Source organism: Buttiauxella gaviniae (assembly GCF_040786275.1).
GTDB lineage: Bacteria > Pseudomonadota > Gammaproteobacteria > Enterobacterales > Enterobacteriaceae > Buttiauxella > Buttiauxella gaviniae_A.
Genome location: NZ_JBFMVT010000002.1, coordinates 1689084 through 1715682, shown reverse-complemented (window position 1 = coordinate 1715682; position 26599 = coordinate 1689084). Strand labels below are relative to the sequence as shown.

Here is a 26599-nt window from a genome sequence, read left to right as displayed (position 1 = left end):
TGATAACGCCGTCACTCACCCTGATATCTCCTCCCCATCTATCCCGTTTCGGGGATGAACTCCACTATTTAAAACAGTGCCACACTGTATAAAACATAATCGCGGGTAAACCCCTATGAAAACAATCCCTCTGCTATTTCTTCTGCTTCCAGGTCTTGCACACGCCACCTGGACGGCTCCCGGTTTGCCAGCGTTTAAAGAGCAAAATCCAGGCTTATTTATTAGTGACGCAAAACTTGCGAAAGGCACGCTTCCGCTAAGTCTCAAATTAGATAAAACCTGCTGGCAGCCGGCAGAGGCTATCAAATTAAATCAGGTGCTTTCGTTAAAACCCTGCGAAGGAGACGCGCCTGTCTGGCGTTTATTCCGTGAAGGTGAGTATCGGGTGCAAATTGATACACGCAGCGGCACTCCTACCCTTAGCCTGAGCGTGAACAGCGAGGCGCAAGCGGCGCCGGTGGATGTGACCCGGCAATGCCCGAAATGGGATGGCAAACCGTTAACCGTAGATGTCAGTAAAACCTTCCCTGAAGGAAGCGAGGTGCGTGATTTCTACAGCGGTGCGACGGCTACGGTCACGCAGGGCAACATTACCCTGATGCCTGCGGCGAACAGCAACGGCCTGTTATTGCTGGAGTCGACCAGCACCCAACAGACAGCTCCGTTTAGCTGGCACAACGCCACGGTCTATTTTGTGCTGACGGACCGCTTCGAAAACGGTAACCCGCAAAACGACAACAGTTATGGTCGCCACAAAGACGGTATGCAAGAGATCGCTACTTTTCACGGCGGTGACCTCGCGGGTTTAACCCAAAAGCTGGACTACCTGCAACAGTTGGGCGTGAATGCTTTATGGATTAGCTCCCCGCTGGAACAAATTCACGGCTGGGTCGGAGGCGGCACGAAAGGGGATTTCCCGCATTACGCCTATCACGGCTACTACACCATGGACTGGACGAAACTCGACGCCAATATGGGCACCGAGGACGAATTGCGCCGGCTTGTGGATGAAGCCCACAAACGCGGCATCCGCATTTTGTTCGACATCGTAATGAACCACGCCGGTTACGCCACGCTTGCGGATATGCAGGAATACCAATTTGGCGCGTTGTATCTCAAAGGGGATGAACTCACTAAAACGCTTGGCAAGCGCTGGACGGACTGGAAACCAGGCCCAGGTCAAAGCTGGCATAGCTTTAATGATTATATCAATTTCAGCGATCAAACCGCGTGGCAAAACTGGTGGGGTAAAAACTGGATTCGCACCGACATTGGCAATTACGACAATCCAGGTTTTGATGATCTAACGATGTCGCTGGCCTTCCTGCCGGATTTAAAAACGGAATCCACCCAATCGGCGGGATTGCCAATTTTTTATCGCCATAAACCTGACACCCACGCCAAAGAGGTTGCAGACTACACCGTGCGAGATTACCTGACCCATTGGCTAAGCCAATGGGTGCGCGATTATGGCATCGATGGATTTAGGGTTGATACCGCAAAACATGTGGAGAAAGCGAGCTGGCAGCAGCTCAAAGAGCAGTCTGTGAGCGCCCTGGCCGAATGGAAAAAAGCCAATCCAGACAAGAAGCTGGATGATACGCCGTTCTGGATGACCGGTGAATCCTGGGGGCACGGTGTGATGAAAAGTGATTATTACGCCAGTGGCTTTGATGCGATGATCAATTTTGATTATCAGGAACAAGCGGCTAAAGCGGTGGATTGCCTGGCGAATATGGATCTCACCTGGCAGCAAATGGCGACCAAATTGCAGGATTTCAACGTTCTTAGCTACCTATCTTCCCATGATACCCGCCTGTTCCGTGAAGGGGGCCAGCGTGCGGCGGAGCTATTACTGTTGGCACCAGGTGCGGTACAGATTTTCTATGGAGATGAGACGGAACGCCCGTTTGGCCCAACCGGTTCTGACCCGCTCCAGGGAACCCGTTCGGATATGAACTGGGGGCAAAACGTAGCAACGCTTTCCCACTGGCAGAAAATTAGCCAATTCCGCGCTCGCCATCCGGCAATAGGCGCGGGTCAGCAGAACACGCTCAGTATGAAGCAGGGCTACGGATTTAGCCGTGTGTCGGGTGATGACAAAGTAATGGTGGTGTGGGCGGGAGAGCAGTAGATAGTGGTTTAGCGCTGGATACTCTCACCCTCAGGGTGAGAGTAGCTTCCATCAATACAATTCACTGTCTAACCAAAAATCTGCAGCACAATACCCATCAGAGACTATCCTTAATGCGTTTGCACCGCGTCTTCTCCGGCGTTATGGTTAGCCTCTTTTGATAGTCAAAGACAGATCTACGTTATGACGTTTTCACTTTTCGGCGACAAATTTACCCGCCATGCAGGCATTACCCGCCTGATGGAGGACCTCAACGACGGTCTACGCACGCCTGGAGCGATCATGCTCGGCGGCGGTAATCCTGCGCAAATTCCAGCGATGAATGACTACTTCCAGGATCTCCTGGCCGACATGCTGGCAAACGGGAAAATGGCCGACGCACTCTGCAATTACGACGGCCCGCAGGGGAAAAGTGAGCTACTGGACGCGCTGGCGGATATGCTGCGCACCGAATTAGGTTGGGATATTGCACCACAGAATATTGCACTGACAAACGGCAGTCAGAGCGCGTTTTTCTACTTGTTTAACCTGTTCGCGGGGCGTTACGCGGATGGCAGTACTAAAAAGGTACTTTTCCCACTGGCCCCGGAATACATCGGCTATGCCGATTCTGGCCTTGAAGAAGATCTGTTTGTCTCAACGCGACCGAATATCGAATTGCTGCCGGAAGGCCAGTTCAAGTACCACGTAGATTTTGAGCATCTGCACATTGGCCCGGATACCGGGATGATTTGCGTGTCGCGCCCAACCAACCCGACAGGCAACGTCATCACCGATGAAGAGCTGATTAAGCTCGACGCGCTGGCACATCAGCATGGCATTCCGCTGGTGATTGATAACGCTTATGGCGTCCCGTTCCCGGGCATTATTTTCAGCGAAGCGCGCCCGCTGTGGAATCCGAATATCATTCTTTGCATGAGTCTGTCGAAGCTGGGTTTACCGGGCAGCCGCTGCGGTATCATCATCGCCAATGAAAAAATCATCTCGGCAATCAGCAATATGAACGGGATAATCAGCCTGGCACCGGGTGGTATTGGCCCGGCAATGGCCTGCGAAATGATTAAACGTAATGATTTGCTGCGCCTGTCTGAAACGGTTATCAAACCGTTCTATTACCAGCGTGTTCAGGACACAATTGCGATTATTCGCCGCTATTTATCGCCAGAACGCTGCTTGATCCATAAACCGGAAGGGGCAATTTTCCTCTGGCTATGGTTCAAAGACTTACCGATCTCAACGGAATTGCTCTACCAGCGCCTGAAAAAACGTGGCGTATTGATGGTGCCTGGCGACTACTTCTTCCCGGGCCTTGATAAACCGTGGCCGCACACGCACCAGTGCATGCGTATGAACTACGTGCCGGAGCCGGAAAAAATCGAAGCGGGTGTGAAGATTCTTGCCGAAGAGATTGAACGCGCGTGGGCTGAAGCGCAGTAAGAAGTAAGAAGTAAGAAGTAAGAAGTAAGAAGTAAGAAGTAAGAAGTAAGAAGTAAGAAGTAGGGCGGGTAAGTGAAGCGCCACCCGCCACAAACTAACCTAACCAAATCATCTCAAGCGGGAGAATCCTCCCGCTTTAAAATTACTTAGCCAGGGTCCAGGCCTGTTCCCATGCGAAACCATAGCCAGGCTCATAGCCAAATGCGCTTTTCGACCACTGCTTGCAGTAGCCTGCATATGGCAGCGGACGGCACTGATAAACCTTTTTATCCTTAGGTTGCAAAACGCGGGTACCGGCTTTGTAGTTAGCCAGGCCCTGCGGGAACACGTAGTCATATTCACCGCTTGCGGCGCTGTCAGTGAGGCTAAATGCCTGGCTTTGCTGTGACAGTGTGCCGGCCGCGTCTTTTGCTACGACTACCAGCGTGTAATTCCCCGGCGAGACATTGCTTACAGGAAGCGTATAGGTCACGGTTTTGTTTGTTACTGAGGCCTTCTGCTGTGCTTTCTGGCTGTTATCTGATCCAAAAACGCTCATCGTCAAATCTAACGATCCCTTCACCGCCACATCATATTTCAGATTAAGCGTTTTACGAGCTGCGTCATAATTCGGATTGAGGTTAGACAGCGTGAAGCTATTCACATTAACCGGTGCCTGCTGCTGAATCTCAATTTCAACCCGGCTTAAATTACTATTTGCAGCGGTATAAATATTGTTATCTCCATAAGCTGGAGAAATATTTCCCGCACCATCTTTCACGCCCGCGCGTAAAGTATTATTCGTATTATTAATTTGGCTGGCGAAATTATAACCCCAGTTGCTGGCTTTTCCCTGCGTTGCGTTTGGCACCGTCCAGGTAATATTTTGAGAGGTAAGTTCAGTCGTATTGTTGAATAAACGGGCAATCACTTTATCACCGGTGTTCAGATCTTCGCGTGGCTGAATCTGACCAACTTGTTTACTCCACTGATCCACCACCACATCGCTACCACCGCCGAAATCGACGTCAATGACCTGATAGAAGCTGTTAGAAGTATCTGCGATTTCCCATACGCCATAAATGACCTGATAGCCGGTACGGGAAGGGACGTTACAGCTATGTGTGACCGTGGCGTTCGGTGCCTGGCCATTGCCTTCGTACTGGCAGAACGGCTTGCTTTCAAAGGCTGCGCGGGAGAGCGGCTGGTTAGGGGACCAGTCCTGTTTGGTGATGTAGTAGCGCCAGTTTGTGGTGCGATGCGGGGCGGTATGCGTCCAGACAAAGTTATGCTGGCCCGCGCTCATTGGCTGTTTTGCCCAACGGCCAGCGGTCTGCTCGTCCATGTTCGAGAAGTTGCTGTGCCCGGCGCTGGCGAGGCTGCCGTCAGCGGGACCGCTGGTCGGAAATCCGCTCGTTGCTTCCAGGCTCTGCGGTTCATATTGTGCGGAGCCACAGCCGGAATTATGGTTTAAGTTGCAGCTATAAACACGGCTTTCCGGGGATGAAATATAACCGTGTGCCCATGAATATATTGGTGAAACCAATATAATAGAAGAAATAACGCAATTACGTAATTTCATGTATGCCCTCAATATTATATATAATATAAATGATTAATTTAAATAAGACGAATCGAAGCCGAAATTCCGGCTGCACAATCTAATCAATATTGAGAGAGTGAGCAATCTATTATGTTTGTGCGGGAGTGGGGTGTGGTGATATTTAAGGGCTAATAAAATCCAATTTTAATAATTGGTATATATTAAGAGGTTTTGGGCAAGAATATATCTTGCCCCTCGATCAGTGAATAACGGGTAAGGTGTCATAACCTTTCAGGCGATAGTTCAGCATCGAAATACCCCAGCAGGCGATAAACAGCCCAACCACGATAAAGCCCGCGTTGCCCAGATTTTCATTGAGCGCATCGACCCATTTCCACAGGCCGCTATGCAAGTCGAATTTATCCGCCAGCAAACCTAACGCTTCCATTCCGCCAATAAACAACGCCACCACAACGGATGTGCCGGTAATCGTCATGTTGTAATAGAGTTTGCGCTGTGGCTTGCTGAACGCCCAACCGTACGCGCCAACCATAATCACGTTGTCGAGGGTGTCAATCAGCGCCATGCCGCTGGCAAACAGCGCCGGGAACACCAGAATCGACCAAATCGACATTCCACTGGATGCGCTGGCGGCAGAAATGCCCAACACGCCAATTTCTGTTGCGGTATCAAAACCTAAACCAAATAAAAAACCGACCAAATACATATGCCAGCTTTTGCCGATAAGCCGAAATGTGGAGCGGAATAACCAGCTCATCACGCCGCCGCCGTTGAAATCGGTCGCCTCGGCAGAAAGCGATTCGCCGCGTTTTAGCTGGCGGAAGTTGCGCCATACGCCACGTAAAATAATCAGGTTAACCAGCGCCATGGCCAGCAGGAAACAGGCTGAAACGGCGGTGCCGATTACGCCGCCAACGTCATGGAACCAATCCATATCACTTTGAAAAGCGGCGGCTGTCGCAGCGATTGCCACCGAAGCCAGCACCACAATGCTGGAATGGCCGAGGGAGAACCACGCGCCAATTCCAAACGGGCGTTTCCCCTGCTGCATCATTTTGCGCGTCACGTTATCAATCGCTGCAATGTGGTCGGCATCCACCGCGTGGCGCAGGCCGTAACACCAGGCCAGCAGACTCGCCGCCATCAGCGCGGTGCTGTGGTGAAATGAAACCAGCGCCCATGCCCACGCGGCAAGATTGGCTGCGACTAAAGCCGCTAGCAACACAGCGGCGCGTGGATTGTCACGAAGAACACGCAATAACATCATTTTATCCTTGTGAAGGAAGGGTGGAGCGGGCGGCGGCAACAAGAGCCTGGCCCAATGCAAGGGCACCGTCACCGGCAGGTAACCGTGTCGGGAAGAGCAGAGTGAAATCTGCGAGGTGATGCGAGAATCGCTCGCGCATCAGTTGGTTATGCAATACGCCACCGCTGAACACGATGGTATTAAGCGCAAACTTACGCGCATATATCCGGGCCAAATCGGCGAAGCCCTTAGCCAGCGCATCATGAAATGCCCAGGCGCGGGCAGGGGCGCTTTCATGCCAGTTTAACCATTGCTGCCAGAACGTGGCTAAATCCAGTTTGCCTGCGATGACCGGTAGCGAGACAGGGTGTGAGCGCTCGCCACTTTGTGACGCCAGCGCTTCAAAACAACAGGCCGCTTCCCCTTCATAGCTTTGTTGCAGCGGGATGCAGCCTAGCGCTGCTGCGGCGGCATCAAATAAACGGCCTGCGGAGGAGGCAATGGGGGCGTTAATTCCACGCGCAATAGCCGTCGCCAGCAGTTGCCAGTTTTGTGTCTGCACTACCGCAGTTTCAGGATGCTGTTGCCAGGCAGGAACAAACGCCTCGCAATGGGCAAGCAAATTACGCCATGGCTGGCGAGCGGCGAGATCGCCACCCGGTAGCGCCACCGCAGGTAAACCGCCGAGATGTTCGCAATCCCGATAGTTCACCCGCAGGCATTCGCCGCCCCAAAGCTGGTCGTTCTCGCCATAGCCGATGCCATCCAGCGTCAGCGCAATCACATCGCCGCCGTCAAGCGGCCAGCCGTGTTCAGCAAGGCATGCCACCGCATGGGCGTGGTGGTGCAAAACTTCACTCACGGGGAAATTCATTTCGCGCCCGAGGCGCGTACTGTGGTAACCGGGGTGTGCATCCACCGCAACTAACTGCGGTTTAAAATCGTAGGCTTCGCACATCAGCGCTCGTGCTTTTTGCCACTGCTCTTCAACGCCCTCTTCAGCGAGATCCCCCAGATGCTGGCTGAGGACAGCCTGGTTTCCGCGTAGCAAACAGAAGGTATTTTTCAGGTCGGCACCCACGGCGAAAATCGGCGGTAGCGCATCAAAACCCGGAGGCAGGGGCAGGGCATCAGGTACAAATCCTCTGGCGCGGCGTAGCACTTCGCCACTGGCGCGTACCACCGAGTCATCCATGCGCTGAATAATATCGCGGTTATGCAGCAGCCACCCGTCGGCAATGCCGGCCAGTTCATCGAGCGCTTGTTGATTGGCGATCGCAGGCGGTTTGCCATTTAAATTTCCGGAGGTCATGACCAACGGCCCACCAAAATCCTGCATTAAAAGATGCTGTAATGGGTTGGCGGGAAGCATCACGCCGACTTCGTTCAAACCAGGCGCAATAAACGGACTTAATTCCGTCAAAGCTGACTTAGCCATAAGCACAATCGGTGCCGCTGGCGTGTGGAGTTGTGCCGTTACATCTTCAGGTAAAGCGTTTGAGTCTGGCAGCATTACCGCCAGCGGTTTGGTCGGGCGATGCTTGCGTTCACGTAAACGGGAAACAGCGGCATCGTTACGTGCATCCACCGCCAGATGGAACCCGCCCAGCCCTTTTATTGCGACGGTTTTTCCAGCTTTTAACGCAGCGACCGCCGCCTGCAAAGCCTCTTCACGCTCAAGAATCTGCTCGCCACATTGCCAGGTAATTTGCGGCCCGCATTCCGGGCAAGCGACAGGCTGTGCGTGAAAACGCCGGTCCATCGGGTTGCGATACTCTTTTTCACAGGCCGGGCAGAGCGGAAAGGCCGACATCACCGTGTTTGGCCGGTCATACGGCATCGCATTGATGATCGTGAAGCGTGGGCCGCAGTGGGTGCAATTGATAAACGGATAGCGATAGCGGCGATCGTCAGGATCGTTCAATTCACGCAGGCAGTCCGGGCAGGTTGCGGCGTCGGGGACGATTTGCGTGTCCATCGTGCTGCTGGCGCTATGGCGAATGGAGAAATCTTGAGGGAGTGTATCCCAGAGGATTGTTGCGTGTTCAATGCTGTCTATGCGTGCCAACGGCGGGCAGTTCGCGTGAAGCAGGCGGATAAACGCATCGGCATTTGAAGTCAGGCGCACCACCACCCCCGCGCCGTCGTTGCATACGTCGCCGGTAAGGTTGAGTTGTTGTGCCAGTTGCCAGACGAAAGGCCGGAAGCCTACGCCCTGAACTTTGCCGCGAATGCGCAGTATCACGCCGTTAAATTTCACAATTTATCCTGCATTAAGTGTGGAACACGTTGACCCCACCCCAACCCTCCCCTTGCCAGGGGAGGGAGCAATTAACTCCTCCCCCTGGCAAGTGAGGGGGCTTACCGTCTTTAGCTCCTCCCCCTGGCAAGGGGGAGGCTGGGAGGGGGTCTGGTTTTAAACTTCTACCGCCTCACGCAATCTCGCCTTCATATCGCTATAAGTCGTCTGCGCATAATTTTCCGCCCACGCCTGGTCGGCAATACCGCTCACATTAACCGCGCAATATTTGGTTTCCGGCGTTTTGGAAATCGGGTCGAGGTTGTCTTGTGTCAGCTCGTTACACGCCCCAATCCACCATTGATACGTCATGTACACCGAACCCAGGTTGATGCGCTCGTTCACTTCTGCACGGCTGATCACTTTGCCGCGACGTGAACTGACCCACACCAGCTGCTTATCTTTAATGCCGAGCTGTTCCGCATCTGCCGGGTTCATCTGCACAAAACCCGGTTCATCTGCCAGAGTTTGCAGCGCCGCACAGTTGCCGGTCATTGAGCGGCAAGAGTAGTGGCCCACTTCGCGCACGGTGCACAGCACCAGCGGATATTCGGCATCCGGTGTTTCAGCAGGTGCACGCCACTGCGCGGCAAACAACTGACCTTTGCCGGTTGGCGTATCGAACTTACTGTCTTTGTAGAGATAAGGTGTACCGGGGTGATCAAGCGTCGGGCACGGCCACTGCACATGGCCCATATCGCCCATTTTCTCGTAGGTCACGCCGTAGAACAGCGGGCAAAGCTCGCGCAGTTCGTCCCAGATTTGCTGGTTGTTGTCGTAGTGCATTGGGTAGCCCATCTCGGTGGCGATCAGGCTGATAATTTCCCAGTCACGTTTGACGTTGTATTTCGGTTCGATGGCTTTTTCAAAGCGCTGGAAACCGCGGTCAGCGCAGGTAAACACGCCGCCGTGTTCGCCCCAGGAGGTGGCAGGTAAAATCACATCGGCCACTTCAGCGGTTTTGGTCATGAAGATGTCTTGCACCACCACAAAATCGAGCGCCTCGAAACCTTTGCGCACCAGGCCCAGGTCAGCTTCGGTCTGCAACGGATCTTCGCCCATGATGTAGTAGGCTTTCATCTCGCCGTGGATAGCCATATGCGGGACTTCGGTAATACGCACGCCCACTTTATCGTCCATATCATCGACGTTAATGCCCCAGGCTTTGGCGAATTTCGCGCGCACTTCCGGGTCTACCACATCTTGATAGCCAGGGAACTGGTTTGGCAGTACGCCCATATCACACGCGCCCTGTACGTTGTTCTGCCCACGCACCGGGCCAACGCCGACGTGTTCACGGCCCAGGTTTCCGGTCAACAACGCAAGGCTTGAAAGCCCTTTGACGACATCCACCGCCTGACCAAATTGTGTGACACCCATGCCCCACATAATGGTGGCGGAAGGGGCTGCGGCAAAGGTGCGCATCGCCTGGCGAACCTGTTGTGCCGGGACGCCGGTCAGATGTTCAACATCTTCCGGCGCATAGCCTTTGACGACTTCGCGGTAAGCGTCCAGCCCTTCAGTGAATTTCGCAACGTACTCTTTATCGTAAAGATTCTCTTCGAGCAGCACATAACCGAAGGCGTTAACCAGCGCCATATTGCAGCCGTTTTTCAGTTGCAGATGCTGGTCGGCAATGCGAGCGGTTTCGATGCGGCGTGGATCGCAAACAATGATTTTCGCGCCATTTTCTTTGGCTTTAATCACACGACGCGCCACGATCGGGTGCGAATCGGCGCAGTTATAGCCAAACACCAACAGGCATTTTGAGTTTTCTATATCGCCGATGGAGTTACTCATCGCGCCATTACCCAGGGTCACCTGCAAACCGGCAACCGATGGCCCGTGGCAAACGCGCGCGCAGCAGTCAACGTTGTTGGTGTTCAGAACGCCGCGTGCAAACTTCTGCATCACATAGTTAGTTTCGTTACCGGTTCCGCGTGACGAACCCGTGGTCATAATTGAACGCGGGCCGTGCTGCTCTTTAATCGCTTTCAGGCGTTTGGCGGTATAGCTGATCGCTTCCTCCCAGCTTACCGGCTGGAGTTTGCCGCCTTTTTCGTAACGAATCATCGGCTGCGTCAGACGCGGTGTGAGCAGCTTGGTATCGTTGAGGAAATCCCAGCCGTAATAACCTTTCAGGCAGAGTTCGTTCTGGTTTGTCACGCCATCAGCCGCTTCGGCGCGGATAATTTTGTTCTTCTCAACAACCAATTTCAGTTTGCAGCCTGCGCCACAGTAAGGGCAGACGCTGGTAATTTTTTTCATCAGTAACAGACCTGTTAAAAGTTGAAATGCAGTTAAATTAGAAAATCAGGGATGAAGTGGCATCGAACGCCGCGCGGCGGCGTTTTTCGGCACTCATTTGCTCAAGTTTATTGCGATCAACGCAGATAATGGCGTTGGTTGGGCAGGCTTCCATGCAGGCAGGGCCTTCTGCGCGGGTGTGGCAGAGGTCGCATTTATTGGCTTCTGCTTTTTCTGCAATCACATTAAGACCCGCGCCGCTGTTGCGAACAACCGGACGAACAACCACTTCCATTGCGCCATACGGGCAGGCAACCACGCAGGTTTTGCAGCCGATGCAACGTTCTTGCATCACGTTCACAAAACCATGCTCGCGGCTAATCGCCCCGTTCGGGCAGACGTTGGCGCAAGGTGCGTCTTCGCACTGGCGGCACATCGTCGCGGTGGAAACATTGACGCCTTTAATCACATGAATACGCGGAAGAAAGGTCTGTGGGGTTAATGCCGCACAATCCTGCGCTTCCTGGTGGGACACGACACAGGCCACTTCGCAAGTGCGACAGCCAATACATTTGCTGGAATCAGCAATGATGAAGCGGTTCATCATGAACTCCTGAAAGAGTGTTTTATTTATACGTCGACCATAGACATACATAAAGTGTGCCAACTTTCAAAGTAGCGTGATTCAAGGGCTTAGGTATTGATCCGGGGCGGGATGACAGTGACATCGACACATTTGACGATGTCATTTGGGCAGATGACAAAGGGGGAGGGAATTAGGTCGGCTGGCGGCTGGCGCCTTATCCGACCTACCTGATGCTTATATTCGTAGGTCGGATAAGCGCAGCGTCATCCGATGAACATCACTCAAACTCAGGCGCTTCCAGCTCCGCAAAACCGCCGTTGCCTTCCCAGCCAGCCAGACGCTGATACACCGTCTCAACCGCCGCTTTCACGGCATCGGTCATTGGGTAGTAAAACCCGACGATATCAGGCTGAATGCCGAGGAAAATCACTTCGCCAATATCATCCTTCAACTGATCGATCAGATAGTTAAGCGGCATATTGTGGGTGGTCATCATAAACATTTCGGCGATGTCATCCGGGTCAATAATGCGGATTTCGCCGGGGTTAAGACCCATGTCCGTAGCATCGACCAGCAGCAAACGTTCCGGGCGCAATTCACGAATGGCCACCACGTCATTTTCAGGTGCGGTGCCGCCGTCGATAACCACCCAGTCGCCTTGTGGGGCGGCCAGGCACTTTTCGGCCAGCAATGGGCCTGCGCCATCGTCGCCCATCATGCTGTTGCCGACACAAAGTAAAACGTTACGACCTTCATTCTTCGAGCCGCAGTCGCGTTGGCTGCTTTCGCTCGCCCCGGTCGCAGAGTTATCTATGCTCTCGGGGACTTGCTCAGTTGCCGCCTGACTGCAACTCGAATTATTTTGGTCGAGGTCATAGCGCCTGCGCACCATCAAATAGATGGCGGGTTCTTGTTGAATCGCTTGCAGCATGTCGAGCAATTCCTGACTCCACTTTTGCTGCTGCTCGGTTTGCGTTGGTTTTGCGGCATCAAACGCTTTTGCCAGCAAAACTACATGGCTTTGATCGATAACAATTTCACCGTAACGCGGCACCCCTTCCATTTTGCGTCGCGCTTCGCTGCCTTCTTCAAGCGTGGCAATCCACGCTTTGTAAGGCTCAAAGGAACAAACCAGGTTCTCTTTCAGGCAGTCGATAACGCCGAGATGATGGCCGATTGCCAGGCTGTAATAGACCACCTGCTGTGCATCACTCGGTGTGTTGTCGTTTTCATCGACAAACTTACGGCTAAGCTGGCAAAACACCACCGACTCGCTCATTACACGCGCTCCTGCTTCACCAGTGCTTCAAGGTTGCCGACAATTTCCGTCAGACGTGGATCGTTCTCGTGGGCCAGCCACTGCTGAACGCTGCCGCCACCGGCGGTGAGGTTTTCCATATAGCTGTCAGCAATTTGACGGCCATAGCGGTAGCCTGCCAGACGACGCGCTTCGCGATCGATTCGCACACGCAGCGGTTGAACCATATCCGGATGCAGAATTTGCGCCGGTTGCGCGTCCAATTCACTGGCTTCGCGGGCGTGGATTTTTTGCTCCAGCAGCCCCAGCGCCATGGCAAAACCGTACAGCGTTGCCGCAGGCGTTGGCGGGCAGCCAGGAATATAGACATCGACAGGAACGATTTTGTCGGTGCCGCCCCAGACGCAATACAGGTCGTGGAAGATGCCGCCGCTGTTACCGCACGCGCCGTAAGAGATGCAGATTTTAGGGTCCGGCGCGGATTCCCAGGCACGCAGCGCAGGGGAGCGCATGGCTCGCGTCACTGCGCCCGTGAACAGTAAAATATCCGCATGGCGTGGCGATGGAACCACTTTAATCCCGAAGCGTTCTGCATCGAAAAGTGGCGAAAGGGTGGCGAAAATTTCAATTTCGCAGCCGTTACAGCCTCCGCAGTCAACGCGATAAACATATGCAGAGCGTTTAATTTTTTTCAGCAGCGACGTTTTCATGGCGGCGATGGATTCATCCACCGTCATTGGCACGGGCATGCCTTTATCGTCACGTGGGCCGAGTAAATTACTCATTAGCTGGCCTCTCTTATCTGGCGGCTAAGGTCGATTCGGTCGGAAGAGACCAGGCTTTGCTGGCGCTTGCATTCCGGGCAGGTTTCAAAAGTCGTGCGGTGCGCTTCGGCAAGTTTGTCGCCGTTGTGCTCAAGCAGAGCAATGGCGTAATCAATCTCTTTTTGCACCGCAAAAGGCCGTTTGCACTGGCGGCAGTTGCACAGGTCAAAACGCGCCTGTTGCAGGAAATCTGCTTTGTTCCAGACGGCCAGCTCATATTCCTGAGAAAGCTTGATGGCCGCCGTTGGGCAGACTTCTTCGCAGCGTGCGCAGAAAATGCAGCGCCCCAGATTGAAGGTCCACGCCAGTTGCCCGGCCACCAGGTCGGTTTCCACGCTTAATGCGTTGGACGGGCAGGCGTTAACGCACGCGGCGCAGCCGATACACTGCTGCGGATTGTGTTCCGGTTTGCCACGGAAATTGGGGTCCACGGCAATCGGTTGGAGCGGGTACGACTCGGTGGCCACGCCGCCTTTAATGGCTTTTTTGATGAAATTAAACATGGTCGTTCCTTTGCTTTGTCTCCCGGCCGTTTTCGCGTCGGATGGTGCTTCGCTTATCCGACCTACGCGCAAAAGTGGTAGGTCGGGTAAGCCCTGCGCCACCCGACATAAGCCGGCGGGAAGGCATCAAAATCATTTCAGCGGCGAATTAGTGCGTTCAATGCTGTAACGCTCAAGCTCTTTGTACGGCACCACTTTGGTCTTGCGCTTGCGCACATCAACCACCGTCATGCGGTCGGTGCAGGAGTAGCAAGGGTCGAGGCTGCCGATGATCAGCGGCGCATCAGAAACGGTGTTACCGCGCAGCATGTAACGCAGCGTTGGCCAGTTGGCGTAGGTCGCCGCACGGCAGCGCCAGCGGTACAACTTCTGGTTATCGCCGGTCATTGACCAGTGAATATCATCCCCGCGCGGAGCTTCAGAGAAACCAAGCGCGAAGCGGTTTGGAATATAGGTAAATCCGTCAACGGCCAGCGGGCCGCCAGGCAAGTTATCCAGACCAAAATCAATCATATTCAGCGCGGTATAGACTTCGTTGATACGCACTTTCAGGCGTGACAGCACGTCGCAGCCGGTTTCGCTATGCACTTCCATTGGCAGCAGGCCGTAACCGACAAACGGGTGATCGGCGCGGGTGTCGCGGGCGTGACCGCTGGCGCGAACCATCGGGCCAACGTTACTGAAATCGCGGGCGATTTGTGGGTCGAGGCGGCCAATGCCGACGGTACGCTGCTCGATGTTTGGCGTGCTCATCAGAATATCGACCAGATCTTTCACTTCGCGGCGCATCTGCTGGGCAAGCTGGCGGGTCTGGATCATGTCGTCTTTGAGCAGATCGCGACGAATCCCGCCGATCAGGTTCAGGCCGTAAGTTTTACGCGCGCCGGTGAGGATTTCCGCCATTTTCATGGACATCTCACGCACGCGGAAGAACTGCATGAAGCCTGAGTCGAAGCCAACAAAGTGGCAGGCCAGGCCGAGGTTCAGCAGGTGGCTGTGCAGACGTTCCACTTCCAGCAAAATGGCGCGGATCATCTGGGCGCGTTCCGGCACCACGATGCCCATCGCATTCTCAACCGATGTGGTGTAGGCGGTGCTGTGGGCGAAACCACAGATGCCACACACGCGGTCAGACAGGAAGGTAACTTCGTTATAGCCCATGCGGGTTTCCGCCAGTTTTTCCATGCCACGGTGGACGTAGAACAGGCGGTAATCGGCGTCGATAATGTTTTCGCCATCGACGAACAGGCGGAAGTGGCCCGGTTCGTCAGAAGTGACGTGCAGTGGGCCAATCGGCACCACATTGTTTTTCTTGCTGCCCAGTTCGTTGATGAACTGATACGTTTCCTGGTCGCTGGTAGGGGCCGGACGCTGGCGATAATCCATGCTGTCTTTACGCAGCGGATAGAGATCGTCTGGCCAGTCATCGGGCAGTACTAAACGGCGTTCATCCGGCAGGCCAACAGGTTGCAGGCCGTACATATCACGCACTTCACGCTCGCCCCAAACGGCGGCTGGCACGCGCGGTGTCACGGACGGGAATTCTGGTTTATCAGCGTCCACTTCTACGCGCACGGTGATCCAGCATTTCACGCCGCTCTCCATGGAAAGCACGTAGTAAACGGCGTAGCTGCCGCACAGTTGGCGCTCATCGTTCCCGAACAATACGGATAACCAGCCACCTTGCTGGTAGTAAAGCCACTCCACCACTTCTGGCAGCATGTTGAGCTTCACATTGACGGTGATTTGGTCTTTGGTCTGCCAGGCTTCGTCGATAACCGCATGCGGGAATTGCTTATGCAGCGCGGCGATATAATGTTGACCAATCTTTTCTTCAGACATAGATAAATTCTCTTAAATCACGCCGCCAGCAAGGAGACGAAGGCTAAAAAGGCAAAGCCAAAACCGGCCCAGGTTACCGTTGAGGTTTCCAGCATCCGCAAGCGCGCCATGCTGTTCTCAAACAGTGCGATGATCAGCACGCCGAGCACCAGTTTCACTGCCGCCAGAACCAGCGCTAAACCTAAGCCGCCCCAGCTAAATTCACTCATCTGGCCCCACGGCAGGAACACGCCAACGAACATTTGCAGCACCACCAGTTGCTTGAGGGAAATCCCCCATTTCAGCACCGCAAAACCCGCGCCGCTGTATTCGGTCAGCGGGCCTTCCTGCAGCTCTTGCTCGGCTTCTGCGAGGTCGAAGGGCAGTTTGCCCATCTCGATAAACGTGGCGAAAGCGCAGGCGGCGAGTGCCAGAATTAGCGTTAAGCTCTGTGCCGTTGGCCAGTGGTAAATCGTGGAAGCGATATTGCTGATGTGTGTGCTGCCCGCCACCTGTGCGGCAACCCACAGGCCGAGAATCAAAATCGGCTCAACTAACACACCGAGCATGGCTTCACGGCTTGCGCCGATAGCCGTAAACGGGCTGCCGGTATCCAGGCCTGCAATCGCGAAGAAGAAACGGGCGATGGCGAACAGATAAATCAGGGTGATTAAATCCCCAAGCTGCGGCAGCGGTGACCAGAGCGTCACTACCGGTAGTGCGGTGGCAATCGTTAGCATTACGCCAACCATCACAAACGGCATCAGGCGGAACACCCAGCCGGAGGCGGCAGGTGCCACGCTCTGGCGGCTCAGTAATTTGAACAGATCGCGATATTCCTGCATCACGCCAGGCCCGCGGCGATTGTGCATGCGGGCGCGAGTGACGCGGGTAATGCCGGATAACAACGGCGCAACGGCGAACAGCACCAGCGCCTGAATCAGGGATAAGAAAACGGTATTCATCTCAGGCTCCTCAAGCGCAAACCGCAACCAGCAACACGGCCAGTTCAATCATCGCCAGGCGACGGAACGTCCCGGCCAGGCAATCACACTGCCAGCCAGGCACCCATTTCACCGGGTTCAGGGTTTTGCGCAGTTTCAGCAGTGGCGCGAAGGCCGCTTTTACTGGTTGAGCAAAACCACCCGCAGTAATCACCATCGCTTGTTCGTGGTCGTAACCGCAGACCCAGGCCGTGCCGCGCGTGCGGTTTGGCAGGCGATCGCCACGGAAAATCACCATCAGAATGAATGGCAGCAGCGGGCTGGCAATCAGCAGCAGGGTGATCATCGGTTGTGAAACGGTGGTGTTGGCGGTTTGCAGCGGCATAGGAATCGCGTTGTGCAAAAGCGGAATGAGCCACGGCGCGGCGACACCCGCAATGACACAGCATGCGGCAAGGGCTGCCACAGACAGGCTCATCAGGAATGGCGCGGACGTGGCGTTTTCAGCTTCCGGTGTGCGAGGCGCACCGAGGAATGTGACGCCATAAACCTTCGCCATACACATCACCGCCAGCGCACCGGTAATCGCCAGGCCCACGGCCAGCAGTGGCCCCAGGAAGCGGGCGATAAACAGCGGCAAAGTGCCGAGATGGAAGAACGACTGGTAAATCACCCATTCGCCTGCAAAACCGTTCAGCGGCGGCAGGGCGGCCATGGCCATTAACCCGACCAGCATGGCGATAGAGATCAGCGGCATACGCTTGCCAATTCCGCCCAGTTTTTCGATGTCGCGATGACCGGTGCGGAACCATACCGCGCCCGCGCCAAGGAACAGCGTAGTTTTGAACACGCTATGGTTGAACAGGTGGTACAGGCCGCCAATCATACCGAGCGCAATCAGAGTAGGTTCATTCAGCGCAAGCCCCATCAGGCCGCAGCCCAGACCGAGCAGAATAATGCCGATGTTTTCCAGAGAGTGGTAGGCGAGCAGGCGGTTGATGTTGTGCTCCATCAGCGCGTAAAGGCCGCCGATAAACGCCGTGATCATCCCCAGAATCACCACCAGAACGCCCCACCATAGCGGCATTGCGTTGCTGATCAGGGAGAAACTCATGATGCCGTACAGGCCAATTTTCAGCACCACAGCGGAGAACAGCGCCGCAGCCGGAGCCGATGCGTTGGCATGTGCCTGCGGAACCCAGCCGTGCAGAGGAATAATGCCCGCCAGCAAACCGAAACCCACCAAACCCAGCAGCCAGACGACAGAGCTAATCGGCGCGCCGTTAGTCAGCAGGTGTAATTCGGCATAGCTCAGAGAGCCGTACTGTTTCCACAATAACCAGCACGCCACGGCGAGCAGCACGGTGCCAAGACGGCCCAGCGCGAACCACAGTTGCCCGGATTTCTGGCAGCCTGTCAGGAAGTAGCCGCTCAGGGCGACGATCTCCGCCAGCACAACGAGCATGCCGAGGTTATCAGCCACCAGCGCAGCCACCGCTGCCGCCATCACCAGGTTTACCAGCAGGCCATTGGCTTTTACGCCTTCATGGCGATGCCAGTCGATATTAAACAGAGAGATAAACAGGCCAGGCAGGCCCAGGGTTATCAGCCACACGCCGTTAAACGCGTTGAGCTGTAAATGCAGGTGCCAGACTTGTGCCATACCGCCAAAACCGGTCAGCGCATCGAAACCGGCAATCAGAACCAGCACCGAGCTGATTGCGCCGCCAAGCCCGGCAATAAAACCGCTAAGCAGCTTATTAAATGCCGTGACGCCCGCCAGGACTGCACTCAGCACAAAACCCATCAGCGCCCAATGAATCAGGATAAAAGCACTCATTTTTTCACCTCAGGCTGGGTAAACATCGTGAGATCGCCAAGCGTTGCGCTCAGGGTCAGCTCACGTTTGCGACGGCTTGATTTAGCAATGTCATTGTTATCAACCACACGCAGCGCTTTGGTTGGGCAGGTGCGCACGCACGCCGGGCCGTTTTCATCAAAGCTGCATAGATCGCATTTCACGGCGATGGCGCGAACGCCCGGTACCCAGTCGATCAGCGAGCTGACGCGTGCAGGTGCGGGAGGTGCCGCGGGGGCTTTCGGGCTGTTAGCATTGGCAGGAATATGAATCGGGCGGCTGCCGGAGAATTCAATAGAACCAAATGGGCAGGCGATGCCACACAGTTTGCAACTTACGCACAGGCTTTCATTAAGCTGCACCGCACCATCAACACGCGTGATGGCGTTGGCAGGGCAAACACCCGCGCAAGGCGCATCTTCACAGTGGTGGCACATTTGCGGCGCGGAATCATTAGCATCACGCATCACTTTCAGGCGTGGCATCGATTGCAAGCCGTGTAGACGGTGCGTTTCAGAGCAGGCCGCCTCACAGGTATGGCAACCCATGCAGAGTTTGGAGTCGGCGATTATAAAGCGATTCACAATTGTTCCTTGGGCATGTCATCATTTTTGACGAAATTGTGCCGACGACTGCCATTTCGACAGTTTTCGACACCCAACATAGTGTCAGGCCTGGGTGTTTTGCTGCAGTTGACCCATCGATACCGGGGTATCGGTGTGAACGGCGCTGTACAGGTTTTCGTAAACCGGGCGAATTTTTTCGAGATAATGCTCAAGAACGTTTTCGCGGCTACGGTTGCTGATGCTGTTGTCTACGCGGCCTTCGTCATCAAGCATTGCTTGTGCAATCAAGACTCTATCTTCGCCGTTACGCTTCTCTACGTAGTATTCGATGGTGTGGCTATTGAAGCCTTCAGCCAGCGTCACGTGGATGACGAAATGATCGAATAAGAAGAAGCGCAGGGAGTCATCGGGATTGCAGCCCACGGCGTGATGCAGTTTTGCCTTAGAAAGGGTAATGCCCTGAATGAGGGTATTGCAGTAGTGTTGCCACTGCGAGAGCAAGCGCTGGTGCTTGTCGGCAATGTATTCGGCTTTTTCGCTCAATTCCCAAATGTTCATTATTAAATCACTCTGTTTTTGCTGATGCAGCTACAGAGCACGTTTCGTGCCAAAGTTGTATTTAATTGAAATTGTTGGTTTTGTTCTAATTAGTGAGCGAATAGCCACAGGATTGACATGTCATTTCGACATCTTTGACGCGCGGTGACATAAGTCGAAACCAAAGGTTTTGGTCCGGTTTAATTGACCCCCACCCAACCTCCCCCTTTCCAGGGGGAGGCGCTAACTGCTCCCTCCCCTAGGAAGGGGAGGGCTGGGGTGGGGTCAGGGTGATTTTGGCATCATCCTTGCATTACCTCTGCCAGATACCCCGGAGGCAATATGCACGAAATCACCCTCTGCCAACGCGCACTGGAACTCATCGAAACTCAAGCCCGTCAACATGGCGCGACACGCGTTACCGGCGTATGGCTGGAAGTGGGCGCTTTCTCATGCGTTGAGCAAAGCGCGCTGGAGTTCTGTTTCGAATTAGTGTGCCGCGACACCCTCGCCGAAGGCTGCGAGCTTCACATTCATCAGCAAGAAGCAGAATGCTGGTGCCATGACTGCCAACAGCATGTTCAGCTTTTATCTTCCCTGGTGCGGCGCTGCCCGCTTTGTGAAGGCAGCAATTTACGCGTAGTGGCAGACGATGGCGTGCAGATTAAGCGTCTGGAAGTGGAGGAGACAAATCATGTGTAGTACTTGTGGTTGTGCTGAAGGCAACTTGTATATAGAAGGCGACGAACGCAACCCCCATTCCGGTTTTCGTAGCGCACCTTTCGCGCCAGCCGCGCGTTCAACAATGCAAATCACCGGCGTGAAATTCGCGCCAACCGCCGATGAACAGGGCGATCTGCATTATGGTCACGGTGCCGCAGGGACACATGCGCCGGGCATGACCCAGCGTCGTATGCTGGAAATCGAACTCAACGTGCTGGATAAAAACAACCAGTTGGCCGTCTATAACCGTGAGCAGTTTGCGAAGCAGCAGCAACTGGTGCTGAATCTCGTCTCAAGCCCTGGCTCCGGTAAAACGACGCTACTGACGGAAAGCCTGAAATGCCTGCACGGGCGTGTGCCCTGCGCGGTAATAGAAGGCGATCAGCAAACCGTGAACGACGCCGCCCGTATTCGCGCCACCGGCACGCCTGCGATTCAGGTGAACACCGGTAAAGGCTGCCATCTCGATGCGCAGATGATCCGCGACGCTATGCAGCGACTGCCGCTTGAGCGCAACGGCATTTTGTTTATCGAAAACGTCGGCAACCTGGTTTGCCCGGCGAGCTTTGATCTCGGTGAACGCCATAAAGTGGCGGTGCTGTCCGTCACCGAAGGCGAAGACAAGCCGCTGAAATATCCGCATATGTTCGCCGCCGCTTCACTCATGTTGCTCAACAAAATCGACCTGCTGCCTTATTTGCAGTTCGACGTTGAAAAGTGCCTCGATTACGCCCGTCAGGTGAACCCGAACATTGAAATCATTCTGGTTTCCGCCACCAGTGGCGAAGGCATGGATAAATGGCTGAACTGGCTGGAGACGCAACGATGTGCATAGGCATTCCCGGTCAAATTGTAGAGAAACTGCCGGACGGCAGCGCAAAAGTAGATGTGTGCGGCATTCAGCGTGATGTAAACCTCATGCTGGTGGGTGATGCGCAAATCGGCCAATGGGTGCTGGTTCACGTCGGTTTTGCGATGAGTATTATTGATGAAGCGGAAGCCCGCGACACGCTGGACGCGCTGCAAAATATGTTTGAAGTGGAACCTGATGTCGGCGGCCTGCTGTTCGGCGAGGAGCGTGGCTAATGCGTTTTGTTGACGAATACCGCGCACCGGAAAAAGTCATGCAGTTGATTGATGTGCTGCGCGAGCGCGCCCCTCTGCTGGGTTACACCACCCAACGCCCGCTGCGCATTATGGAAGTTTGCGGCGGCCATACTCATGCCATCTTTAAGTTTGGCCTCGACCAACTGCTGCCGGAAAACATTGAGTTTATCCATGGCCCAGGCTGCCCGGTGTGCGTCTTGCCGATGGGGCGCATTGACGCCTGTATTGAAATCGCCAGCCATCCCGAAGTGATTTTTTGCACCTTTGGCGATGCGATGCGCGTGCCGGGGAAAAATGGCTCGCTGATGCAGGCCAAAGCGCGTGGCGCAGATGTGCGTGTGGTGTATTCGCCGATGGATGCGCTGGCGCTTGCGACCCAAAATCCGGATCGCAAAGTGGTGTTTTTCGGCCTTGGCTTTGAAACCACTATGCCGACCACCGCAATCACGCTCAAACAGGCGAAAGCGCAGGGCACTAATAATTTCTACTTTTTCTGCCAGCACATTACGCTAATTCCCACGCTGCGCAGTTTGCTGGAACAGCCGGATAACGGCATTGATGCTTTCCTGGCACCGGGTCACGTCAGCATGGTGATTGGCACTGCCGAATATGATTTTATTGCCACTCAATACCAACGCCCGCTGGTGGTTGCGGGCTTTGAACCGCTGGATCTATTGCAGGGCGTGGTGATGCTGGTGGAACAAAAAATCCAGCAGCACAGCGCGGTGGAAAACCAGTACAAACGCGTGGTACCCGATGCGGGCAATAATCTTGCGCAGCAGGCGATTGCTGAAGTGTTTACTGTGCGCGGCGACGCCGAATGGCGCGGCCTGGGTACCATTAGCGATTCCGGCGTTCAACTGACGGACGCGTTCCGCCAGTTCGATGCGGAAGATCACTTCAAACCTGCCCCACAGCAAGTTTATGACGACCCGCTCGCTCGCTGCGGCGATGTGCTCACCGGGCGTTGTAAACCGCATCAGTGCCCGATGTTTGGCAAAACCTGCAATCCGCAAAATGCTTTTGGCGCGCTGATGGTGTCATCCGAAGGCGCATGCGCGGCGTGGTATCAATATCGCGGCCAGGAATGCGAAGCCTAAAAATGGTGGATGGCGCTAACGCTTATCCCCCTAAGATTCATGCGTAGGTCGGGTAAACGAAGTGCCACCCGACACAGGTGAAATAATATGAAAACGATCGAACTAGCCCACGGCAGCGGCGGCCAGGCAATGCAAAAGTTGGTAGCTGACTTGTTTATGCAGGCATTTGATAATCCCTGGCTTGCCGAACAAGAAGACCAGGCGCGATTACCTCTGGCTGAACTCACTGCCAGCGGCGACCGTTTAGCATTTTCAACGGACAGCTACGTTATCGACCCGCTGTTTTTCCCCGGCGGTGACATCGGTAAATTAGCCGTTTGTGGCACGGCGAATGACGTAGCCGTCAGCGGTGCGACGCCGCGCTGGTTATCTTGCGGATTTATACTTGAAGAAGGCTTGCCGCTTGAAACATTGGAGCGCGTTGTCACCAGCATGGCGGCGACGGCGAAAGCGGCGGGGATCGCGGTGGTAACGGGTGATACCAAAGTCGTGCAAAAAGGCGCGGCAGATAAACTGTTTATCAATACGGCGGGTATCGGCGCGATTCCTGCGGGCCTGAACTGGGGCGCGCAGCAGATTAGCACTGGCGACGTGCTAATTGTCAGCGGGACGCTGGGTGACCACGGAGCGACTATCCTTAACCTGCGCGAATCGCTGGGGCTGGAAGGTGCGCTGGTGAGTGACTGTGCGGTGCTGGCCCCGTTGATCGCGCCATTGCTGAACATTTCAGGCGTTAAAGCCCTGCGTGATGCGACGCGCGGCGGCGTGAATGCTGTTCTGCATGAGTTTGCAGCGACGTGCGGCTGCGGGATGGAAGTCTGCGAAAGCCAACTGCCGTTGAACCCGGCGGTGCGTGGCGTGTGTGAATTGCTCGGCCTCGATGCGCTTAATTTTGCCAATGAAGGCAAGTTAGTTATCGCCGTTGCGAGGAACGCCGCACAAAACGTAATCGACGCTTTACAAGCTCACCCGCTCGGACAAAATGCAGCCATTATTGGTGAAGTTGTCGAGCGTAAAGGGGTCCGTGTAGCCGGGCTTTATGGCGTGAAACGCACGCTGGATTTGCCTCACTCTGAGCCACTGCCACGCATTTGTTGACCTGAGGCAGGAACGTTTCGCACGCTCAGCGCTACACTTTGACGCTATTTATATGATGAATACCAGATTGCTGACAGAGCCCGATAAACGGGCCTTGGAGGGAGGATTAGCGTCAGTTATATCTACTATTTATGCCGTTCTTGACGTGATGCCGTCGGATGTCGCAGCGCTCATCCGACCGACAAAAAAGCTTGTCATCCGTCCCATATATTCCTTGCCTGGTAACTCGCCGGGTCTCTATTTTGGATTAGCAAAATGCCATACACACCGATGAGCGATCTCGGGCAGCAGGGTTTATTTGATATTACACGCACCCTGTTGCAGCAGCCCGATCTACCGGCGCTTGCTAACTGCCTGACACAAATGGCAAAACAAGGTGCGCTGGCAGAACGAGTGAATATTCTGCTTTATCATCCGCTGCATCAGCGCGTGGCCTTTTATGGCATGGATAAACATGGCAAGGACCTGCATTACGAAGATGAAATGGTGCTGGCAAATGGCCCGGTGCGGCGTGTGCTTTCCCGCCCGGAAGCGCTCATTTGTACCCAGGAAGAGTTCAATGATACCTGGCCGCAGGTGACCAGTCTTGAACTGTATGCCCCTTTTGGCCGTTACTGCCTACTGCCTCTGGCAGCAGAAGGCAAAATTTTTGGTGGCTGTGAATTTATTCGTAATGGCGATATGCCGTGGACGGACAAAGAACTCAACCGTCTGCACACCCTGGCGCAAATCGTCGGTCTGGCGGCAGAACAAATTCAGACTCGCCTTGATACCAATCTCGATTATCAACAACTGTGCCGGGAACGTGACGATTTCCGTATCCTGGTGGCGGTCACAAACGCGGTACTTTCAAAGCTCGATCTCGATGAACTGATCAGTGAAATCGCCAGCGAAATTCACCACTATTTTTCTATCGACTCGATAAGCATCGTATTGCGCGGCAACCGCAAAGACCGGCTCACCGTTTATTCCACCCATTTTGTGAAAGAGCAGTCGCCGATTAACGACCAAAGCGATGTGGCGCTGGCGGGCACGCTTTCTGAACGCGTGCTGAAAAGCGGTGAAATGTTGCTGTTAAATTTACATCATGGCGACCAACTCGCGCCGTACGAACGTATGCTGTTTGAAATGTGGGGCAACCAAATTCAGACGCTGTGCTTGCTGCCGCTGACATTCGGCAATAACATGCTCGGCGTGCTGAAGTTGGCGCAATGCGAGGCGGGCGTCTTTACGCCGCAAAACCTCAAGCTGCTGCGCCAGATTGCCGAGCGTATTTCCATTGCGGTGGATAACGCGCTGGCATACCAGGAAATTCATCGCCTGAAAGAAAATCTGGTGGATGAAAACCTCTATTTGACCGAGCAAATCAATAATGTTGCCAGCGATTTTGGCGAGATTATTGGCCGCAGCGACGTGATGTCGAATGTGCTCAAACAGGTCGAAATGGTGGCGAAAAGCGACAGTACTGTGCTAATCCTCGGCGAAACCGGCACCGGTAAAGAGCTGATTGCCCGCGCTATTCACAACCTGAGCGAGCGCAACAGCCGCCGGATGGTGAAAATTAACTGCGCGGCGATGCCTGCCGGATTGCTGGAAAGCGATCTCTTTGGCCACGAGCGCGGCGCATTTACCGGCGCGAACACCCAGCGCATCGGGCGTTTCGAACTGGCGGATAAAAGCTCGCTATTCCTCGATGAAGTGGGGGATATGCCGCTTGAGCTGCAGCCTAAATTACTGCGCGTGCTGCAAGAGCAGGAGTTTGAACGCCTCGGCAGTAACAAAGTGCAGCAGGTTGATGTGCGCCTGATTGCCGCGACTAACCGTAATCTCAAAGAGATGGTGAATGAGCGTGAATTTCGAAGCGACCTCTATTATCGCCTGAACGTGTTCCCCATCATGCTGCCACCGCTGCGCGAACGCCCGGAAGATATTCCGCTGCTGGTGAAATCCTTCACCTTCAAAATCGCCCATCGGATGAACCGCAATATCGACAGTATTCCTGCCGAAACCCTGCGTGCACTCAGCCGTATGGACTGGCCGGGCAACGTGCGGGAGCTGGAAAACGTCATTGAACGAGCCGTGCTGCTCACGCGCGGCAATGTGTTGCATCTTTCTTTGCCTGAAATGGACTACAGCCAGCCTGAAGCAAAAGTGCAGCCAATGGTCGCAAGCGTGGAAATCCGTGAAGGGGAAGATGAGGCGCAGCGCATTTTGCGTGTCTTAAAAGAGACGAACGGCGTGGTTGCGGGCCCGCGAGGCGCGGCACAACGCCTGGGCTTAAAGCGCACGACGTTGCTTTCGCGCATGAAGCGTTTGGGGATTGATAAAGAGGGGATATAAACTAACTATAACCCTCTATTTTCTACCAGGTATCAACCATGGCTCTTATCCCGAAAAACTACACGCGGCTGGAAAGCGGCTACCGTGAAAAAGCGCTGAAGCTGTTCCCGTGGGTGTGTGGGCGCTGTTCCCGCGAATTCGTCTATTCGAATCTGCGTGAATTGACTGTCCACCACATGGACCACGACCACACCAACAACCCGGAAGACGGCAGCAACTGGGAGCTGTTGTGCCTGTACTGCCACGATCACGAGCACTCGAAATACACCGAGGCTGAACAGTACGGCTCGACAGTCGTTGCCGGTGAAGATGCGCAAAAAGATGTTGGCGAGGCAACGTATAATCCGTTCGCGGATTTAAAGTCGATGCTGAATAAGAAGAAGTAACTGAGCCAAAACTCAACGAGCTTGTAGGGCGGGGGTAAGCGA

At 54.4% G+C, this 26599-nt stretch carries 21 protein-coding genes and 2 pseudogenes; 9 read left to right on the top strand and 14 right to left on the bottom strand.

The features are described from left to right. The first annotated feature begins 115 nt into the window (after window positions 1–115). Together AB1E22_RS08630 and avtA are read left to right on the top strand one after the other, a co-directional pair. The gene (locus AB1E22_RS08630; RefSeq protein WP_367594958.1) at window positions 116–2134 is read left to right on the top strand and encodes an alpha-amylase; all 2019 of its coding nucleotides are present in this window, start codon (window positions 116–118) and stop codon (window positions 2132–2134) included. A gap of 183 nt (window positions 2135–2317) precedes the next feature. After that, complete coding sequence (avtA, locus tag AB1E22_RS08625) at window positions 2318–3571, top strand: valine--pyruvate transaminase (protein ID WP_367594957.1); 1254 nt, start codon at window positions 2318–2320, stop codon at window positions 3569–3571. Window positions 3572–3713: 142 nt separating this feature from the next. Here avtA and gbpA read toward each other — a convergent pair whose 3' ends face one another. The 14 genes and pseudogenes from gbpA to hycA form a co-directional block, all read right to left on the bottom strand. After that, complete coding sequence (gene gbpA, locus AB1E22_RS08620) at window positions 3714–5132, bottom strand: N-acetylglucosamine-binding protein GbpA (protein WP_367594956.1); 1419 nt, start codon at window positions 5130–5132, stop codon at window positions 3714–3716. Window positions 5133–5352: 220 nt separating this feature from the next. Next, on the bottom strand, window positions 5353–6378 hold the full coding sequence (locus AB1E22_RS08615; RefSeq protein WP_367597348.1) for a HoxN/HupN/NixA family nickel/cobalt transporter: 1026 nt from the start codon (window positions 6376–6378) through the stop codon (window positions 5353–5355). Between the two features lie 4 nt (window positions 6379–6382). Continuing rightward, window positions 6383–8623, bottom strand: coding sequence for a carbamoyltransferase HypF (gene hypF / locus AB1E22_RS08610; protein ID WP_437178409.1), 2241 nt, complete (start codon window positions 8621–8623; stop codon window positions 6383–6385). A 153-nt stretch (window positions 8624–8776) separates the two neighbouring features. After that, window positions 8777–10927: a formate dehydrogenase subunit alpha gene (gene fdhF / locus AB1E22_RS08605; RefSeq protein WP_367594954.1), complete on the bottom strand. Its 2151-nt coding sequence runs from the start codon at window positions 10925–10927 to the stop codon at window positions 8777–8779. A gap of 37 nt (window positions 10928–10964) precedes the next feature. After that, on the bottom strand, window positions 10965–11510 hold the full coding sequence (hydN, locus tag AB1E22_RS08600) for an electron transport protein HydN (protein ID WP_367594953.1): 546 nt from the start codon (window positions 11508–11510) through the stop codon (window positions 10965–10967). A gap of 259 nt (window positions 11511–11769) precedes the next feature. Next, a pseudogene (hycI, locus tag AB1E22_RS08595) lies at window positions 11770–12237 on the bottom strand (hydrogenase maturation peptidase HycI); the annotation flags it as partial. A gap of 144 nt (window positions 12238–12381) precedes the next feature. Then, window positions 12382–12771 (bottom strand): annotated as a pseudogene (locus AB1E22_RS08590) (formate hydrogenlyase maturation HycH family protein); the annotation flags it as partial. After that, window positions 12771–13535, bottom strand: coding sequence for an NADH-quinone oxidoreductase subunit B family protein (locus AB1E22_RS08585; protein ID WP_367594952.1), 765 nt, complete (start codon window positions 13533–13535; stop codon window positions 12771–12773). The gene AB1E22_RS08585 and the pseudogene AB1E22_RS08590, both read right to left, overlap by 1 nt. Continuing rightward, window positions 13535–14077 (bottom strand): formate hydrogenlyase complex iron-sulfur subunit, encoded by a 543-nt coding sequence (locus AB1E22_RS08580; RefSeq protein WP_367594951.1) that lies wholly within the window; start codon window positions 14075–14077, stop codon window positions 13535–13537. The genes AB1E22_RS08585 and AB1E22_RS08580 overlap by 1 nt, the downstream gene beginning before the upstream one ends. Window positions 14078–14209: 132 nt before the next feature. Continuing rightward, entirely contained in the window at window positions 14210–15919 is a 1710-nt protein-coding gene (locus AB1E22_RS08575) for a hydrogenase large subunit (RefSeq protein WP_367594950.1), read from the bottom strand. Between the two features lie 17 nt (window positions 15920–15936). Then, the gene (locus tag AB1E22_RS08570; RefSeq protein ID WP_367594949.1) at window positions 15937–16863 is read right to left on the bottom strand and encodes a respiratory chain complex I subunit 1 family protein; all 927 of its coding nucleotides are present in this window, start codon (window positions 16861–16863) and stop codon (window positions 15937–15939) included. Window positions 16864–16873: 10 nt separating this feature from the next. Then, a complete protein-coding gene (gene hycC / locus AB1E22_RS08565; RefSeq protein WP_367594948.1) occupies window positions 16874–18682 on the bottom strand; it encodes a formate hydrogenlyase subunit 3 in 1809 nt (602 codons plus the stop codon). Continuing rightward, entirely contained in the window at window positions 18679–19284 is a 606-nt protein-coding gene (locus AB1E22_RS08560) for a 4Fe-4S dicluster domain-containing protein (RefSeq protein ID WP_367594947.1), read from the bottom strand. Before AB1E22_RS08560 ends, hycC begins: the two co-directional genes overlap by 4 nt. Window positions 19285–19368: 84 nt before the next feature. Beyond that, window positions 19369–19824 (bottom strand): formate hydrogenlyase regulator HycA, encoded by a 456-nt coding sequence (gene hycA, locus AB1E22_RS08555; protein WP_367594946.1) that lies wholly within the window; start codon window positions 19822–19824, stop codon window positions 19369–19371. A 321-nt stretch (window positions 19825–20145) separates the two neighbouring features. Between hycA and hypA the strand changes: the two genes are divergently transcribed. The 7 genes from hypA (at window position 20146) to yajD (ending at window position 26557) form a co-directional block, all read left to right on the top strand. Next, a complete protein-coding gene (gene hypA / locus AB1E22_RS08550) occupies window positions 20146–20505 on the top strand; it encodes a hydrogenase maturation nickel metallochaperone HypA (protein ID WP_367594945.1) in 360 nt (119 codons plus the stop codon). Continuing rightward, complete coding sequence (gene hypB, locus AB1E22_RS08545; protein WP_367594944.1) at window positions 20498–21361, top strand: hydrogenase nickel incorporation protein HypB; 864 nt, start codon at window positions 20498–20500, stop codon at window positions 21359–21361. Before hypA ends, hypB begins: the two co-directional genes overlap by 8 nt. After that, window positions 21352–21612 carry a HypC/HybG/HupF family hydrogenase formation chaperone gene (locus tag AB1E22_RS08540; protein ID WP_367597347.1) on the top strand — a complete coding sequence of 87 codons (261 nt, stop codon included), beginning with the start codon at window positions 21352–21354 and terminating at the stop codon, window positions 21610–21612. Before hypB ends, AB1E22_RS08540 begins: the two co-directional genes overlap by 10 nt. Continuing rightward, entirely contained in the window at window positions 21612–22733 is a 1122-nt protein-coding gene (gene hypD, locus AB1E22_RS08535; RefSeq protein ID WP_367594943.1) for a hydrogenase formation protein HypD, read from the top strand. The genes AB1E22_RS08540 and hypD overlap by 1 nt, the downstream gene beginning before the upstream one ends. 87 nt (window positions 22734–22820) lie before the next feature. Continuing rightward, window positions 22821–23831, top strand: a complete 1011-nt coding sequence (gene hypE / locus AB1E22_RS08530) for a hydrogenase expression/formation protein HypE (protein ID WP_367594942.1) — start codon at window positions 22821–22823, stop codon at window positions 23829–23831. A gap of 255 nt (window positions 23832–24086) precedes the next feature. Next, window positions 24087–26171: a formate hydrogenlyase transcriptional activator FlhA gene (gene flhA, locus AB1E22_RS08525; RefSeq protein ID WP_367594941.1), complete on the top strand. Its 2085-nt coding sequence runs from the start codon at window positions 24087–24089 to the stop codon at window positions 26169–26171. Window positions 26172–26209: 38 nt separating this feature from the next. Next, window positions 26210–26557 carry an HNH nuclease YajD gene (gene yajD / locus AB1E22_RS08520; RefSeq protein WP_367594940.1) on the top strand — a complete coding sequence of 116 codons (348 nt, stop codon included), beginning with the start codon at window positions 26210–26212 and terminating at the stop codon, window positions 26555–26557. Window positions 26558–26599 lie beyond the last annotated feature (42 nt).

Bases quoted from the DNA above. Each gene is read 5' to 3' on its own strand.
- gbpA (WP_367594956.1), bottom strand. From the start codon at position 5,132: ATGAAATTACGTAATTGCGTTATTTCTTCTATTATATTGGTTTCACCA.
- yajD (WP_367594940.1), top strand. From the start codon at position 26,210: ATGGCTCTTATCCCGAAAAACTACACGCGGCTGGAAAGCGGCTACCGT.
- flhA (WP_367594941.1), top strand. From the start codon at position 24,087: ATGCCATACACACCGATGAGCGATCTCGGGCAGCAGGGTTTATTTGAT.
- AB1E22_RS08585 (WP_367594952.1), bottom strand. From the start codon at position 13,535: ATGAGTAATTTACTCGGCCCACGTGACGATAAAGGCATGCCCGTGCCA.
- hypE (WP_367594942.1), top strand. From the start codon at position 22,821: ATGAAAACGATCGAACTAGCCCACGGCAGCGGCGGCCAGGCAATGCAA.
- avtA (WP_367594957.1), top strand. From the start codon at position 2,318: ATGACGTTTTCACTTTTCGGCGACAAATTTACCCGCCATGCAGGCATT.
- hycC (WP_367594948.1), bottom strand. From the start codon at position 18,682: ATGAGTGCTTTTATCCTGATTCATTGGGCGCTGATGGGTTTTGTGCTG.
- hypD (WP_367594943.1), top strand. From the start codon at position 21,612: ATGCGTTTTGTTGACGAATACCGCGCACCGGAAAAAGTCATGCAGTTG.
- AB1E22_RS08540 (WP_367597347.1), top strand. From the start codon at position 21,352: ATGTGCATAGGCATTCCCGGTCAAATTGTAGAGAAACTGCCGGACGGC.
- AB1E22_RS08580 (WP_367594951.1), bottom strand. From the start codon at position 14,077: ATGTTTAATTTCATCAAAAAAGCCATTAAAGGCGGCGTGGCCACCGAG.
- hypA (WP_367594945.1), top strand. From the start codon at position 20,146: ATGCACGAAATCACCCTCTGCCAACGCGCACTGGAACTCATCGAAACT.
- hypB (WP_367594944.1), top strand. From the start codon at position 20,498: ATGTGTAGTACTTGTGGTTGTGCTGAAGGCAACTTGTATATAGAAGGC.
- hycA (WP_367594946.1), bottom strand. From the start codon at position 19,824: ATGAACATTTGGGAATTGAGCGAAAAAGCCGAATACATTGCCGACAAG.
- AB1E22_RS08615 (WP_367597348.1), bottom strand. From the start codon at position 6,378: ATGTTATTGCGTGTTCTTCGTGACAATCCACGCGCCGCTGTGTTGCTA.
- hydN (WP_367594953.1), bottom strand. From the start codon at position 11,510: ATGAACCGCTTCATCATTGCTGATTCCAGCAAATGTATTGGCTGTCGC.
- fdhF (WP_367594954.1), bottom strand. From the start codon at position 10,927: ATGAAAAAAATTACCAGCGTCTGCCCTTACTGTGGCGCAGGCTGCAAA.
- AB1E22_RS08575 (WP_367594950.1), bottom strand. From the start codon at position 15,919: ATGTCTGAAGAAAAGATTGGTCAACATTATATCGCCGCGCTGCATAAG.
- AB1E22_RS08570 (WP_367594949.1), bottom strand. From the start codon at position 16,863: ATGAATACCGTTTTCTTATCCCTGATTCAGGCGCTGGTGCTGTTCGCC.
- AB1E22_RS08630 (WP_367594958.1), top strand. From the start codon at position 116: ATGAAAACAATCCCTCTGCTATTTCTTCTGCTTCCAGGTCTTGCACAC.